The 14,270-nt window shown below is 70.8% G+C and carries 13 protein-coding genes; 5 read left to right on the top strand and 8 right to left on the bottom strand.

Going from position 1 to position 14,270, the window contains the following annotated elements; all coding sequences use genetic code 11:
* Window positions 1-21 precede the first annotated feature (21 nt).
* The gene (locus tag HDA40_RS08030; protein ID WP_253753514.1) at window positions 22-1,410 is read right to left on the bottom strand and encodes an alpha/beta hydrolase family protein; all 1,389 of its coding nucleotides are present in this window, start codon (window positions 1,408-1,410) and stop codon (window positions 22-24) included.
* A 183-nt stretch (window positions 1,411-1,593) separates the two neighbouring features.
* Between HDA40_RS08030 and HDA40_RS08025 the strand changes: the two genes are divergently transcribed.
* From HDA40_RS08025 to HDA40_RS08015, 3 genes are read left to right on the top strand one after another with little or no spacing between them, the layout of a single operon-like run.
* Window positions 1,594-2,835, top strand: a complete 1,242-nt coding sequence (locus tag HDA40_RS08025) for a sensor histidine kinase (protein WP_253763592.1) — start codon at window positions 1,594-1,596, stop codon at window positions 2,833-2,835.
* Window positions 2,823-3,458: a LuxR C-terminal-related transcriptional regulator gene (locus tag HDA40_RS08020; protein WP_253753512.1), complete on the top strand. Its 636-nt coding sequence runs from the start codon at window positions 2,823-2,825 to the stop codon at window positions 3,456-3,458. Before HDA40_RS08025 ends, HDA40_RS08020 begins: the two co-directional genes overlap by 13 nt.
* Window positions 3,459-3,476: 18 nt before the next feature.
* On the top strand, window positions 3,477-4,409 hold the full coding sequence (locus HDA40_RS08015; RefSeq protein WP_308197677.1) for a glycosyltransferase: 933 nt from the start codon (window positions 3,477-3,479) through the stop codon (window positions 4,407-4,409).
* Here HDA40_RS08015 and HDA40_RS08010 read toward each other — a convergent pair.
* Window positions 4,321-5,175: a glycosyltransferase family 8 protein gene (locus tag HDA40_RS08010; RefSeq protein WP_253753508.1), complete on the bottom strand. Its 855-nt coding sequence runs from the start codon at window positions 5,173-5,175 to the stop codon at window positions 4,321-4,323. The genes HDA40_RS08015 and HDA40_RS08010 overlap by 89 nt on opposite strands.
* A gap of 85 nt (window positions 5,176-5,260) precedes the next feature.
* A complete protein-coding gene (locus HDA40_RS08005) occupies window positions 5,261-5,929 on the bottom strand; it encodes a GNAT family N-acetyltransferase (protein ID WP_253753506.1) in 669 nt (222 codons plus the stop codon).
* 97 nt (window positions 5,930-6,026) lie between these two features.
* Between HDA40_RS08005 and HDA40_RS08000 the strand changes: the two genes are divergently transcribed.
* A complete protein-coding gene (locus HDA40_RS08000; protein WP_253753504.1) occupies window positions 6,027-7,370 on the top strand; it encodes a sigma-70 family RNA polymerase sigma factor in 1,344 nt (447 codons plus the stop codon).
* Window positions 7,371-7,441: 71 nt separating this feature from the next.
* Window positions 7,442-8,785 (top strand): hypothetical protein, encoded by a 1,344-nt coding sequence (locus HDA40_RS07995; protein ID WP_253753501.1) that lies wholly within the window; start codon window positions 7,442-7,444, stop codon window positions 8,783-8,785.
* A gap of 42 nt (window positions 8,786-8,827) precedes the next feature.
* On the opposite strand, the gene HDA40_RS07990 is transcribed toward HDA40_RS07995, so the two are convergent.
* From HDA40_RS07990 to HDA40_RS07970, 5 genes are all read right to left on the bottom strand, one after another.
* Complete coding sequence (locus HDA40_RS07990) at window positions 8,828-11,680, bottom strand: AfsR/SARP family transcriptional regulator (RefSeq protein WP_253753499.1); 2,853 nt, start codon at window positions 11,678-11,680, stop codon at window positions 8,828-8,830.
* A 132-nt stretch (window positions 11,681-11,812) separates the two neighbouring features.
* Window positions 11,813-11,962: a hypothetical protein gene (locus HDA40_RS07985; protein WP_253753497.1), complete on the bottom strand. Its 150-nt coding sequence runs from the start codon at window positions 11,960-11,962 to the stop codon at window positions 11,813-11,815.
* Window positions 11,963-11,972: 10 nt separating this feature from the next.
* Window positions 11,973-13,016, bottom strand: coding sequence for a hypothetical protein (locus HDA40_RS07980; RefSeq protein ID WP_253753495.1), 1,044 nt, complete (start codon window positions 13,014-13,016; stop codon window positions 11,973-11,975).
* Window positions 13,013-13,663: a class I SAM-dependent methyltransferase gene (locus HDA40_RS07975; RefSeq protein ID WP_253753493.1), complete on the bottom strand. Its 651-nt coding sequence runs from the start codon at window positions 13,661-13,663 to the stop codon at window positions 13,013-13,015. Before HDA40_RS07975 ends, HDA40_RS07980 begins: the two co-directional genes overlap by 4 nt.
* Entirely contained in the window at window positions 13,632-14,261 is a 630-nt protein-coding gene (locus tag HDA40_RS07970; protein ID WP_253753491.1) for a CDP-alcohol phosphatidyltransferase family protein, read from the bottom strand. The genes HDA40_RS07975 and HDA40_RS07970 overlap by 32 nt, the downstream gene beginning before the upstream one ends.
* Window positions 14,262-14,270 lie beyond the last annotated feature (9 nt).

Raw genomic sequence — 14,270 nt, 5'->3', positions numbered from 1 at the left:
CAGAATGGATGGACACTGCGTTCAGGGCAGCAACAGCCCCCAGTAGACGGCCAGCGGGACGAACGTCAGGCCGGCGGTGACGAGCAGGCCGAGCCGGACACGCTCCGCCGGTGCCACCTCGGTCCGCCGTCGCCGCCACGAGACCAGGGTCGTCGCCGCCGCCGCGACGGTGCCGACGGCGAGCAGGTGCAGGACCAGCCACGGCAGCGTACGGCCGAGGATCACCGGTCCGATGACGTTCGCGGCGGTGGCCATCATGAAGAAGAGGTACGCGGGCGCGGCGAGCGCGGTGGCCAGGCCCGCAGCGGCCAGCCAGCGGGCGGGCCGGCGCACCGGAGGGGCACCACGCCGGCCCCGGAAGCGACGGACGCCGGCGGTCAGCGGATAGCCGGCGAAGCCCACCAAGAGCAGCGAGAATCCGGCGGCCTGGAGCCACGTCGACCCGTACCAGGGCAGCGGTGCGACAGTGGGAACGTCGGGGTCCTGATCTGTGCCGGTCGTCGTCTCCGGCATCCGGTCGATCCAGGCCGCCTCGTACCGGCCGTAGTCGGCCGGAAGGGCGTCGAGGTGATCGAAGCCGCCGTTGGCGGTCAGGTGCAGAGTGTGCCGCACCCCCGGCACCCTGCGGACCGTGACGTGGGTGTTGCCGCCGCTGCTCAGCGCCCGCTGGATCGTCTGGCTGCTCAACTCCGGCATGGCGTCGTAGTCGAGTTCGCCCCACTCGGCGAGCACGGGCTGGCGTACGCCGCGCCACGCGGGCGCCGGATCGAAGCCGGCCTCGGGGAACATTCCCGCGGCGATGATCGTCTGAAACGAGGGCTCCCGCATGGCGTACGCCAGCGAGCCCGACACCCCACGGTGGTGGAGGTATTGGCCCCACTGCCAACGGGTCTGGACGGCGGGCGCGACGCCGACGGCGCCGACGGTGATCACGAACTTCACGTCGGCCGACCGGGTGGCGGCGAGCGGCGCCACGAAGGCGCCCTCCGAGGCGGCCCACAACCCCAGCCGGGCCGGGTCGACGTCGTGCCGAGCGCGCAACGTTCGCAGACCGGCGAGCGCGTCCCCGGCGAGCACCGAGTAGTCCCGTTGCAGCAGGGAGTAGCCGTCCGTGCGCTTGTCGTAGAGGAGCACCACGACGCCCTGCCGAGCGAACGCCTCAGCGTCGGCGCGCAGCGCCTGCTGACCCCGATTACCCGCGCCCTGGAGCATCACCATCGCGGGCCGACGCACCGCCGAAGCCGCCGGTGCCACCACGGTCCCGTGCAGCACCACGCCATCATCGCCCTCGAAGGAGACCACGGTGGCGGCCACGTCCACCCCGGGCGCAGCTGCCGCCGGCGTCGCATACGGGCCTCCGGCGCCCAGGGCGAGCAGCGTCACTAGAATCCATCTCCACGTCGTTCTCATGACGAACAGGCTCGCTCGTCGACCAGGTCGGGGACCACGGCGGACGCACCTGAAGTCGGCTGGGTGCAGGCACCTGGACGTAGTGAGGGGCCTGCTCCGTCGACTCCCCCGGTCCGACTCCCTAGATTCGATCTTGTGGTCGGCGGTCGGCCGGGCACTCGGACGCAGGGGAGGGACGTGACCATGGGGTGGAGGTTCGCCCGCGGTGCTCGCGAGTCAGGGCAGCTGCTCGTCGGCGCGGTCATCGGGCTGCCGGCGCCGTTCCTGCTGGCCATGATTCTGCTCTCGGTGCCGGCGAGTCTCGTCGCGGGCTTGGGCATCGTGGTGTTCGGCGTCGCCGGGACACTGCTGCGCCGGCTGGCGAACGTTCAGCGCGATCGGGCCGCCGCGCTGCTCGGCAGGCCGATCGAACGGCCCTATGCGGACCATCCCGAAGGACTGCTCCCCAGAGCCCGCGCCGTGGTCAGCGACACGGCGACCTGGCGTGACCTGGCCTGGCTGGTGTCGCAGTTCGGGCTCGGCATCGCCGGCCTCGCGGCAGGTCTCGGGCTGTGGCTCGCCGCCGTGGAATGCCTGACCGCACCGCTGCTGCGGGCGCTGTTGCCGGCTCGGACCGGGTTCGACCCGGCGGTACTCGAGTTCACCGGCCGGTCGACCCTGCTGGGCTGGCTGCTGGTGCCGGTCGGCGCAGGGCTGGCGCTCCTCGCGTACCGCCTGCCCCGGCATCTGCTCAGCGGTCAGGCCCGGCTGGCGGCCGCGCTGCTCCGCCCCACGTCCGCGGCACAGCTGTCGGCTCGCGTGGACCGGCTCACCGCGACCAGGGCGGCGGCCGTCGACGCCTCCGCCGCGGAGCTGCGCCGGATCGAACGGGATCTGCACGACGGCGCGCAGATGCGCCTCGTTGCGGTACGCATGAACATCGGCATGGCACAGGACGTGCTCGACGCCGACCCGGCCACGGCGAGGGCGCTGATGGCCGAGGCGAGCGCGAGCGCCGGCTCTGCCCTGACCGAGCTGCGCGACCTGGTACGCGGCATCCACCCGCCGATGCTGGCCGACCGTGGCCTGGCCGGCGCGGCGCAGGCGCTGGCACTGTCCAGTAGCATCCCGGTGGAGCTCGACCTGCGGCTCGACCGGCGACTGACCGCCCCCGTGGAGTCGGCGGCGTACTTCGTCCTCGCCGAGTCCATGGTCAACGCGATCCGTCACAGCGGCGCGACCCTGATCCAGGTCGCCGTCGCCGATCATGGACACTTTCTGAGTCTGGCCGTGCACGACAACGGCCGGGGCGGCGCCCACGCCGGACGAGGCACGGGACTGCGCGGGATCCAGCGAAGGCTGTCGGCGTTCGACGGCTCCCTGCGGATCAGCAGCCCCACGGGCGGCCCCACCACGCTGGAGATGGAGCTGCCGTGCGCGTCTTGATCGCCGAGGACCAGCCCCTGCTGCGCGACGGCCTGACCAGGATGCTGACCGCCTACGGCTTCGAGGTGGTGGTCGCGCTCGACGACGGCTCGCAGCTGACCGAGGCGCTGGTGGAGCACCGTCCCGACGTCTCGGTCATCGACGTACGCCTCCCGCCGAGCTTCACCGACGAGGGCCTGCGCTCGGTCATCGCCGCCCGAACCGAGGTTCCCGGCCTCCCGGTGCTGATCTTGTCGCAGTATGTGGAGCAGCTGTACGCGAGGGAGCTGCTCTCCGACCGTGCGGGTGGCGTGGGTTACCTGCTGAAAGACCGGATCGGCGACGTACAGCAGTTCATCGACGCGTTGCGCCAGGTGGCCGCTGGTGCGACGGTGATGGACCCCGAGGTGGTCTCCCAGCTGCTCCAGCAGCGCAGCAGCCTGGCCGTGCTGACCCCCCGCGAACGGGACGTGCTGCGGCTGATGGCCGAGGGCCGGTCGAACGCCGCGATCGCCGCCGACCTGACGATCACCGAGAAGTCGGTCAGCAACCACATCAACGCCCTCTTCGCCAAGCTCGGCCTGCCCCCGTCGGCCGACGGCCACCGCCGCGTGCTGGCGGTTCTGGCGTACCTCAATCAGTAAGCGCTCTGCGTACGCCTGGTGGACAGGAGGCGCGACATCGGACCTCGGGGAAGCGTGCAGGTCGTGACCGTCTCCTACTGGAGTTCGGTCCAGCTGGCCGGGATGCTCGGCGGCCTGTCCGGACGGTATCCGGTGACGGTCGTCGACAACGCCGAACGCGTCGACGTCGATACCCGGCGCGTGTGCGCTGGGCACCGGTACATCGCGATCGGGCGCAACGCCGGCTTCGGGTACGCCTGCAACGTCGGCGCGCGAGAGAGTGCCTCGGCGTACCTGTTGTTCCTCAACCCGGACTGCCGAGCCGACCCGTCGACGATCGACGGCCTGATCTCGGTGCTGGAGGAGTGGCCGGACGCGGCCGCCTGCGCGCCCCGGCTGGGCCGGCGGCAGATCTACGGCGGCGCGACACCGGGCCTGCTCTCCGCGCTGGGCTATCTCCTGCTGCCCGACGTCCTGCTCGGTTCCCGCTGCGTCTGGGCTACGGCGACCCGGGCATGCGTTCCGATCGCCGTCGGCTGGGCGTCCGGCGCCTGCCTCCTCGTCCGCCGAACGGCGTTCGACGCGATCGGTGGCTTCCGCCCCGACCTGTTCCTGTACAACGAGGACCTCGATCTGTCCGATCGCCTGCGCGCCAACGGATGGCGAGTCCTGATCGATCCCCGACTGCTCGTGAACCACGCGGGCGCGCAGTCCTCGGCGGCCACGGTCGACACCGCGAACCTGTGGTCGCGGTCGACCCACCGCTACCTCGGCCGATCGTTTCGCTCGACCGTCGTCGCGGCGATCCTGGCCGGCGGCATGTGGCGGCGGCATCTCGTGGCCTTGGCGCGCGGGCGTCGAGGGGCGACCTTCGCTCCGCAGTTCACCGCACAGCTGGTTCGTCGTAGGACCACCACAGATCCCGTAGACGACCCGCCGGAAAGCTGTCCGTCCACGGCTTGTGACGGGTGACGAAATGGATGAGGTACGCCTCCCGCGCCAACCGGGCCAGCCCGCTGCGGGGAACGTATTCCTCGCCGTAGTAGGGGAACTCCTCCGCCTGCCAGATGTCCTCCAGCGGGAAGACGTTCCAGCGCCGGTCGAGCCGACGCCAGTCTCCGCGTACCACGTGGTTGAGCGCGTCCTGGTCCCAGAACCGCACGTGCTGCGCGGACGTGGTGGCGAAGCGCAGCGCGGCCGAGCCGATGCCGAGCCGCCGCCAGTGGTCGAGGTCGATGACCAGGAGCCCGGAGTTGAAGTACGGCAGCGCGCGCTCGTCCTCGTCGAGCGGCACGCCGGGCAGGCAGTCGGGGGAGCCGAGGGTGGGTACGCACACGTCCTGAACCGCGGCGAGCGGGTGCGGTCCGAGGTCCAGGGTGAGCAGCTCCGCCGGATCGCGCAGGAAGATGGTGTCCGCGTCGACGTACAGCGCGCTGTCGTACTCGGGGAGCAACTCGGCGATGTGCAGGCGGTAGTAGACCGCGGGTGAGCCGTGCGAGTCGAACGGCAGATCCAGGCACGCGCCCGTCATGTCGCGGATCTCGAAGTCGAGCCCAGCCGCGTGGGCTGCGCTGGTGACGGCGTACGCCTGGCGCTGGGGCAGCTCGCCGGCGAGCGCGATGACCGTGGTCTTCTGTCCAGTTCGGACAGCTGATAAGGAGTGCAGCATCGCCATGGCGGCGCGGGTGTATCGGCTGTCGAAGGTGACGACGATTGGCCGCTCGGCTTCATCAGGCATCGTCCACTGTAGCCCGACCAGTTCGATGATTCTCTATGATCATGGTCATTTCCGGGCCACCATGGCAGCGCGGAAACGACCATGATCATGCAGTAGGCGAGCCGGGCAGCTTCGCGACCAGTACGTCGGCGACCTTCGACCAGCCCAGCGAGCCGTACAGCGCCTGACCCTCGACACTGCCGACGAGCAGGCCCTGCGGAGCGCCCGCGGCGATCGCGGCCTCGGCGAGCGCGGTCATCACGGCGGTGCCGAGCGACCGCCGGCGATGCTCCGGCGCCGTCAGGATCCGGTCGATCACCGCGTAGGAGCCGGCGAGTCCGGCGTACCCGTGCGCCGCCTCGGTGCCGTCGTCGGCCAGGACACGGACGTGCACCACTGGACCGGTGACCTCGGTGTGCAGCCGATACGGCGCGGCCACCGGGCGGACCGGCTGCGTCCGCAGATCCGTCGTCATCAGCGCCTCGACCCGGGAGTAGAACTCCAGCCCGGCCGCCTCCAGCAGGGCCGCGACCCGGTCGGGCTCGCGGGTCGCCACGGTCAGCCAGGCGGTGTCCGTCTCCGCCGGCAGCAGCTCGGCGAGACGCGTCACCGAGTCCGGGTCGTCGTCGGCGTGCAGCGCGAAGATCTCCACGTCCCGCAACGGCTGGCGGCATTCGACGCGCAGGCCGCCGTCGACCGGCTGTGCCGAGGGCAGCTCCCGGCTGGCGGCCCAGCCGAGTTGCCAGGCGATGACAGTTTCCCGCAGGTCAGACATTCGGCGATGCTAACCGAAGAAATTCTCCCGCTGGTCGTAATGGTGACCATCGCCGCAGGCACCTACTAAGGTCAAGCCCTCGACCCCGGGAGTGAACATGACGTCCGACGCGTATCTGGCGCAGGCCGCCGCGGCCGGGGACCGCGACGCGTTCGAACAGCTCTACCGCCGCTATCGGCCCAGCCTGCTCGGCCTGGTCATCCGGCAGGTCGGCGACCATCACCAGGCCGAGGACATCGTCCAGGAGTGCTTCCTCATCGCCTGGCGCGACCTCGGCTCGCTGCGGGATCCGGCCGCGATCAAGACGTGGCTGTTCTCCATCGCGTACCGGCACGCGCTGCGCTCGGCCCGCCGCCGCTCGTTCGTGCCGCTCGGCGAAGGCGTCGACATCGCCGACCCGGACCCGCTGGCCAGTCCGGAGACGGCGGCCGAACGCCGCGAGACCCGTCAGCTCGTCTGGGACGCGGCCATGGGACTCGAACCGCGCCAGCGCGCGGTCCTCGAACTCGCCCTGCGCTGGGACCTGTCCAGCAAAGAGATCGGGGAGGTGGTCGGCGTCCGCGGCGCGCACGCGGCAGTGCTCGTCCACCGCGCACGTTCCGCGCTCGGCCACGCGATCAAGACGACCATGATGGTACGCCAAAGCGACCGTTGCCAGCCGCTGACCCGGTTGCTGCAAGGAGCCCGCCCGCCGCTGTCGGCCAAGCAGCGGGCCAGCGTCGACCACCACGTACGCCGGTGCGAGCAGTGCAAGCGCGTCGACGTGGCCGTTCCCGCGTACGCCGGAACGCTGGCGGTGCTGCTCGGCAAGCCGACGGCCCGAGTGGCGGGCAGCCCGCTGCGGTGGCTGGCGGTGAAGGCGGCCCTCGGCGTCGTACTGGCCAGCGTCGCGGCCGGCACCATCGCGTACGCCGCGGACGTCCCGCCGACGCCCGACGCCGCACCCAGCGCGTCCTCATCAGCGGAGTCTTCGGCCGCCCCGTCCGTCGCACCGTCGGCCGTGCCGTCGACGTCCGCCCCGGCCAGCCGTACGCCGTCGCCGAGCAGCAGCCCGACGAAGCTGTCCCCGGAGAAGCAGATGCTGGCGCTCATCAACGCCGAACGGGCCAAGGCCGGCTGCAAGGCGGTCGTGTTCAACGACAAGCTGGCCAAGGCCGCCGAACTGCACAGTGCCGACATGGCCGCCAACGAGTACTTCTCGCACACCTCCCTCGACGGGCGTACGCCCTGGGACCGGGCGAGGGCGGCCGGCTACCAGTACGCCTCCGCCGAGAACATCGCAGCCGGGAACGCCACGGCGAAGGGCACGATGAACCAGTTCATGAACTCGCCCGGGCACAAGGCGAACATCCTCAACTGCTCGCACAAGGCCGTCGGCATCGGCATGGCCAAGGGCGGCCCGTACCGGTACTACTGGACGCAGCTGTTCGGGTCGCGATAGCACCTGCGGCCGGGCCGTCGCTTCACCGCCGGAAGCTCTACACTGTGCGCCAGCTACGGGGAGGGTGACGCATGGCCACATCCAGAATCGTCAGAGCGCTTGCGGCAGTCGCGATGCTGGCCGGCGGAGCACTGCTGAGCGCCTCGTCGCCGGCGACGGCCGACACCGCGCCGGCGATCTCGATCGCGAGCAGCGCCTACTGCGACACCGCCGGGCAATGGCAGATCACCTACAGCCTGGTGGACCTCAGCCCGGTCGACGTGAAGGTCGTGTCGCTGCGGGACGCGGTCAGCGGAGCCACCCTCACCCCGACCAAGACGATCTTCACTTATGTGGATTGGCTGCCCAACGCGCTGTATGTCCAGACTGCGCCCGCGACTGACACCCGCGTCGGGATCACCGTCGTGGTCCAACGTGTGGACAGCACGGCCAAACTGACTCTGACCAGGGTGCATCCGCTGCCGGCCGGTTGCGCACCGCTGCCGGCCGGGACGGGCTGTGTGCATACTTCGGCCGCACGATTCCGGCACACATTCGACGGGGCGGCTGGGACGGCCACGATCGAGTTGGTCGGCAAGCCGCTCTGCGCGGGCGACGAGCAGGATTTCAGGCTGACCGCCAAGGCGGGTGACCTGCCGTTCGACTACAGCTCCGCGTACGCGGAGTTCTTCAGCGCCACGACCAAGATGTCGATCGCCGTCAACGTTCCTTCGTGCCAGGGCAAGGTCGCCCTGGCGGTGATGGACCCCGGTGGCGGCGGTGCCTTCTTCGAGCCCAACTATCTTGCCGGGAGCAGTGCCGCACCCGGCAACCACTCCAGCGGCCCACTCGGGCTGTACGTGAAGAAGACCGGTCCGGTGTGCAATCGGAACTCCGGGGCGAGTGTGGGCGTCGCCTGCACCGGCGACATCGTCGCGACCATCTGGAACGCTCCGACGGCGACCACCCCGGCGCTGCTCGCCTTCGCCGAGGTGGTGACCGATCCCCGGGAGGAGTGGCCGCTGTGGCACCAGATCCGGGCGGTCTCCCTGGAACCGGGGGAGAACACCACGATTCGTCTCTCCGATCTGCCGTTTCTCCGGCAGTACGGCACCGGGAAGGTGGCGATCTACAGCAACGGCGAGTTCTCCTACATCCCGTGGCAGGTCCCGGCCTGGTGCGGCAAGGTGGTGATTCCACCGCTCCGTCGGAACGGCGACGACACTCCGCTTCGGCTGCCTCGGCGCGGCCAGACCACACCGACGCCGTCTGCCACGGTCTCCAGCCCGCCGACGCCGATCCCCAGCCCGTCCGGTTCGGGGCCGGCCAGCCCGACTCCGTCGATCCCAGGTCCCTCCAGCGCTGCGCCGACACCGTCGGGGCCGGAGCCGTCCGTCGTGCCGATGCCGTCGACGACCGTGGTGATCCCCGGCTGACGGAAGTCACCGGCATCGCCTTGACGCCACCGTGGCGGAGACCTACTCGACGTCGTCGAGGGTTCGCCGGATGTGGCTCTCCAACAGCGTGGCTCGCGGCTGCCGGACCAGGTCGAGCGCTCGGGTGAGGGCGGCGCGGGCCTGGACGGTGTCGCCGAGCGCCCGATGGACCAGGCCGATTCCGCGCAGGCACTGCGCCTCGCCCGGCCGGTCGGTGAGGTGGCGGGCGATCTGCAACGCCTGCTCGAATCCGGTCAGCGCCTCCTCGGGCCGTCCTTCGGCGAACACGAGCCGGGCCAGCCAGAACAGCGCCGTCGCCTCGCCCTGCTGCGAGCCCGCCGCCCGGAATCGCCGAAGGGCCTCCGCCAGGTGCTCCCGGGCCTGGGGAAGATCCTTGGCGTCCAGGTGTGCCTGGCCCATCCCCCGCAGCACCCACGCGACGGCGACCTCGTCTCCGCTGGTGCGCAGCAGCTGCATCGACTCCGTGTAGTGGATGAGCGCGTCGTCGTTGCGATCGAGGAATCGTTCTACGGTGGCCAGCAGGGACAGCGTGGTGGCGTACGCGTGGGTGTCGGCGAGCGTGACGAACGTGTCGGCGGCCTCGGTCAGCAGCCGCAGGGCGGCATCGGGCTGACTGCGGTCGACGTGGTTGAGCGCGATCCGGCACAGCACGGCGGTCCGTCCCCGCGTGTCACCGGCCGCCTCGGTCGCGCGCTGGGCGACCCACAGGATCGACTCCAGATCCCAGAAGTCGCGGCGCATCTGGAACATCGGCGCGACGGTGCTGGTGAGTTCCCAGCACACCCCGGCCAGCTCGTCCCGGGCCGCCTTCTGGATCATCGCGATCACCGTCGGCCGCTCGTGGTCGAACCAGCGCATCGGCTTGGCCAGCAGTTCGCCGACGAGATCCTGGCCGGGCGACCAGCGAGCCCCGGACCCGGCGCGTACGCCGACCGGAGTCCATCGCGGGGTGTCGCCGCGGACGCGGTGACCGCCGTCGCCGAACAGCCGCAGATACTCCCGTTCGGCCAAGGTCAGGCAGAACCGGTACGCCCGGCTGCGCGCCGCGGCGAGGTCGGCGGGCGGATGTTCGGCGGCGGCTCGTTCCTTGGCGAACAGCCGCACCAGGTCGTGCATGCGATACCGGGGATATCCGGCGGTGTCGCGGCCCGAGACGTCGATGAGGTTGGCGTCGAACAGGTTCTCCAGCGCGAGCCAGGCCGTGTCGACGTCCCGGCCGAGCAGCGCGGTGGAGATCCACACGGTGGCATCGGGCAGGTCGACGTCGCCGAGCAGCCGCATGAGCCGCCGGGCTTCCTCGGGCAGGCCCTCGTAGCTCAGCGCGATGCTGCTGCGTACGTCGAGATGCTGGTAGGCGAGCTGGTCGAGCCGACTCTGCTCGTCGGCGCACAGGGCGGCCATCTTCTCGATGGTCCAGTGCGGTTTGGCGGCCAGCCGCGCGCCGACGACCCGGATCGCCAACGGCAGGTAGCCGCAGAGCCGGGCCAGCCTCGCCGACGCCCGGGGTTCGGCCGCCACCCGTTCGGCTCCGACGATGCAGGACAACAGATCCAGCGCCTGATCCGGCGCCAGCAGATCCAAGGCGACCGTACGCGCGCCCAGCGTGGTGCCGAGCCGGGCTCGCCCGGTGACGAGCACGGCGCATTCGATGCTGCCCGGCAGCAGTGGCAGCAGTTGGTCGTCCCCGGCGGCGTCGTCGAGGACCACCAGCACCTTGCGCGTCGCCAGGATGTCCCGGAACAGTTCGGCGCGTTCGTCCAGCGTGCTCGGCAGCGCCTGGCCCTCCACATTGAACCCGCGCAGGAACCGGCCGAGCGCGTCGAACGGGGGCACCGCCTCCTCGGGATCGGTGCCGCGCAGATTGGCGTACAACTGACCGTCGGGGAACTCGTCGCGCAGAGCGTGCGCGGCCTGCAAGGCCAACGCGGTCTTGCCCACCCCGGGCGGCCCGGAGACCGCGACGACCCGAGTGGGGCGGTGGTCCTGGGCGGACAGCGCGGCGGTGAGCGTGGCCAGCTGTTCCGAGCGGCCGCTGAAGTCGATGAGCGCGGGCGGCAGGGTACGCGGCACGGCCGCGGTGAACGGCACGTCGGCGGCCTCTTCCGCGGCGCCGGCCGGGACGGCCAGCAGACCGGGATCATTGTTGAGGATGGACACGTGCAGCCGTTGCAGGTCCGGGCGTGGCAGCGCGCCCAGCTCGGCGTCCAGCCAGCGCCGCCAGCGGTCATAGCCTTGCAACGCCTCGCTGCTGCGGCCGACCCGGTGCAGGGCCAGCATCATGTGTTCCATCAGCCGGTCGCGGGTGCGATGCCGGGCGGCCAGCTCCACGATCTCGTCGACGACCTCGTGGTGGCGGCCCAGCAGCAGCTCCAGGTCGAACAGGTCTTCCCAGGCGGTCAGCCGGGCGGCCTCCAGCTGCTGACAGAGCGCGCTCAGCGGCGCGTCGCCCGGCCGGGTGCCCAGCGCCGGTCCCCGCCACAGCGCAAGCGCCGTACGCAGGTTGTGCCGAGCTTGTTCGTCGTCGCCGGGCAGCCGACCCGCCGCGGTGAGCGTTCGGAACCGGTGCGCGTCGACCCGCTCGGGATCGAGCTGCAGCACATAACTGTTGCCTCGGGAGACGATCGGGACAGGTCCGTCCTCGTGGTACTGCGCGAGGGTGGACCGGATCTCGGACATCCGGCTCTGGACGGCAGCCCGCGCCTGGCGAGGCGCGGGCTGCTCCCACAGCAGACCGATCAGCCGGTCGCAGGAGACCTCGCGATTGCACTCCAAGGCGAGGATGCCCAGAATGAGCCGTTGATGGCGGCGGGCGAACGGGACGACAGTGCCCTGGTAGCGCGCCTCGACCGGGCCGAGCACCAGCACATCGAGCACTCCCGAGCCTCCCCCCAAGGCGGAGTCATAACCATACCTCTCCCGCTGGTTGACTAGGAGATGGCTGTGGCCGCCGGGGTCGGCTGCGAATCCGTTTTCCCATAGACGCCGATGGCTACCCGGTAGGTTGCGTCAGCAGCTGCTGCCGCCGTCGAACGGATCGAGCCCGCACCAGATGAAGTCGTCGCCGGTCCCGGGGCCGGCCTGGGCCGGCGACGAGAGTCCACCTAGGAGCGCGAGCACCAGGATGACGACGGCGAGCACGGATTTGGTCACACGCATGTAAATTCTCCTAGCTGTCGGAGTGCTGCTGAGAATGGCCGGTCGCCAACCCGAGCACCTGCGGCCACGGGCCCGCGTCGGCCGGCGCGTCGATGAGCCGGGACTTGTGCCACAGGTGGATCAGCAGGCTCTGCAACAACACCGGGGTGTCGTGCAGCCAGCCGTGATGCCGGTCGGCGATGACCAGCAGGTCGCAGTGGCGGCGCTGGGCGTCCGGCAGCGTACGGAGAAACGCCTGACCGGCCGCCGCGGGCGACATCCGCGAATGCTCTCCGACGGTGATGCCGACCGGGATGCCCCGATCGAGCACGCCGCGCAGCTCCGCACTGAGCCGTCCGCGGCCGTGCCCGCGGGCCAGCGCCAGATTGAGCCGGATCTCGCTCACCAACGCGTTCGTCCGCGCCCTGGCGGCCAGCGTCCGGTACGCGTTCCGATAGCTCTCCAGCGGATTGTGGGACACGTCGTCGGAGATGCTGGCGCCTTCGCGTACGTAGCGCCAGGCGATCGTCGGCCAGTTGGTGCTGCGCAGTCCGGGCGGATCGCCGAGCGCGACGCTGTCGACGTCGACACCGTGCGCGGCCGCGCGGGCGGCGACGAACCCGGCCAGGCTCGCACCCTGCGAGAAGCCGTGCAGGCACACCCGCCCGACGCCGGCCCGGGTGAGCACCGCCAGATAACGGTCGGCGATCGGGCCGAAGTCCCCGGCGTGGTACGCGCGACGCAGCGCCGGGTCGCGAACGCCGGCGAGCCCGGTCGGCCCGGGCAGCACGACGACGGCCGGGGCCTTCGGTCCGGCGAGCTGCCGGAGGAGTTCGTGCATGAGGTGCCCGCGCACCATCGGCAGCGGATTGGCCCAGTCCACCCGGCCGCCGAACGGGCCGAGGCACACCAGCGCGTCGCCGATCGGCTCGTCGGCGGCGCCGAACGTGACGAACCTGACGCCGTCCTCGGTCTGGTGGTCGGTCGCCGCCGCGCGCACCCGCTGGACCAGATCGTCCACGGTGTACGCATATAGCGGCCGCAACAGCTCGGCGACGGGCTGGGTGACGCTCATCTGACGGCGGTCTCCTCTCGGTCGCCGGTACGCTCACCGCTGACGATGTACATCGTGCCGAACCAGTGTCGGGCGCGATGTACTCCGCTCAGATGCCGGACGATGAGGTGCCAGGGCTCGTCGTAACCGTCGTATGTGGTCATATAGCGGTCGGACAGCCGCTTGATGACGGTCGTCGCGGCCTTGGGCGCGGTCTTCTCGTTCCAGTGCGTGCAGATGGCCACGACCCGGCCGCCGGGGCGTACCTTCGCCATCGCGCTGTCGACCGCCGCCGGGATCTGCGACAGGTCGTGCGTGAAGGAGAACAGCAGCGCGTCGGCGAGCAACGGCAGCTCCGCCTCCTCCAACGGCGACTCGAAGACCTCCACATTCGTCCAGCCCCGCCGGGCGATCTTCGCGCGCGCCTGCCGCAGCATCAGCGGGCTCTGGTCGATGCCGTAGACCTGCCCGGTCGCTCCCACCCCGGCACGCAGCCGGGCGAAGTTGACGCCGGTGCCGCAACCGGCCTCCAGCACCGTCTGTCCCGGGCGCAGGCCCAGGGCGGCGATGCCCTTGGCCCGCATCCCACGGAAGACGAGCTGGTAGTCGTAATAGCTCGCGATCTTCCCGTATTGGTCAAGCGCGGCTTGGCGATTGGGTTTCGACATGCTCCAACCTTTCGGTGATCGAGGGGGTCGCCGGAGCGAACATGGTCAGAAAGTGCTGCCGGTGCACGGCGAGGAAGGAGCCCACCGCCGCCACCGTGGCCAGCACGAGCGCCGTGTTGGCGGCCACGGGCAGCGGATCGCGGCCCAGCCAGGCGAACACGGGCACGGTCTTGGCGTACAGGACGATGGACAGGCTGCAGTACACGAAGCCCTTGGCCTTCGTGTAGAACGTCGGGCGCAGGTAGCTTTCGCCCCGGGCCAGCCCGACCAGGCGGGTCAGGTCGAGCACGGCCCGGCCGCCGATCACCGCGCACAGCGTGATCGGGTGGACCACGCCGGCGACGAACAAGCCGGTGAAGACGATGACGAACGTGTAGCTGTCGGCGGCGCTGTCCATCACCTGGCCCGCCCGCGGATCCCGTCCGGGCGTACGCCGCGCCAGGAAGCCGTCGAGCAGGTCGGTCAGGTAGGTCAGGAGGAGCAGCGCCAGGGTCGCCGCCGACCACGACGGACGGCCGGCGGCGCAGGCGAGCAGGAAGACCAGCGCGCTGGGGTAGCGGGTGGCGGTCACGAGATTCGGAAGGTCCAGCCGTCGCATCGTCGAGCC

It is taken from the genome of Hamadaea flava, from assembly GCF_024172085.1.
GTDB classification, from domain to species: Bacteria; Actinomycetota; Actinomycetes; order Mycobacteriales; family Micromonosporaceae; genus Hamadaea; species Hamadaea flava.
Note: the sequence above shows the minus strand (reverse complement) of the source record. Positions and strands in the feature narration are given on the sequence as shown.

Excerpts from the sequence above, each read along its gene's own strand:
- HDA40_RS08030 (WP_253753514.1), bottom strand. The coding sequence starts at position 1,410 with ATGAGAACGACGTGGAGATGGATTCTAGTGACGCTGCTCGCCCTGGGC.
- HDA40_RS08025 (WP_253763592.1), top strand. The coding sequence starts at position 1,594 with ATGGGGTGGAGGTTCGCCCGCGGTGCTCGCGAGTCAGGGCAGCTGCTC.
- HDA40_RS08010 (WP_253753508.1), bottom strand. The coding sequence starts at position 5,175 with ATGCCTGATGAAGCCGAGCGGCCAATCGTCGTCACCTTCGACAGCCGA.
- HDA40_RS08005 (WP_253753506.1), bottom strand. The coding sequence starts at position 5,929 with ATGTCTGACCTGCGGGAAACTGTCATCGCCTGGCAACTCGGCTGGGCC.
- HDA40_RS08000 (WP_253753504.1), top strand. The coding sequence starts at position 6,027 with ATGACGTCCGACGCGTATCTGGCGCAGGCCGCCGCGGCCGGGGACCGC.
- HDA40_RS07995 (WP_253753501.1), top strand. The coding sequence starts at position 7,442 with ATGGCCACATCCAGAATCGTCAGAGCGCTTGCGGCAGTCGCGATGCTG.
- HDA40_RS07985 (WP_253753497.1), bottom strand. The coding sequence starts at position 11,962 with ATGCGTGTGACCAAATCCGTGCTCGCCGTCGTCATCCTGGTGCTCGCG.
- HDA40_RS07980 (WP_253753495.1), bottom strand. The coding sequence starts at position 13,016 with ATGAGCGTCACCCAGCCCGTCGCCGAGCTGTTGCGGCCGCTATATGCG.
- HDA40_RS07975 (WP_253753493.1), bottom strand. The coding sequence starts at position 13,663 with ATGTCGAAACCCAATCGCCAAGCCGCGCTTGACCAATACGGGAAGATC.
- HDA40_RS07970 (WP_253753491.1), bottom strand. The coding sequence starts at position 14,261 with ATGCGACGGCTGGACCTTCCGAATCTCGTGACCGCCACCCGCTACCCC.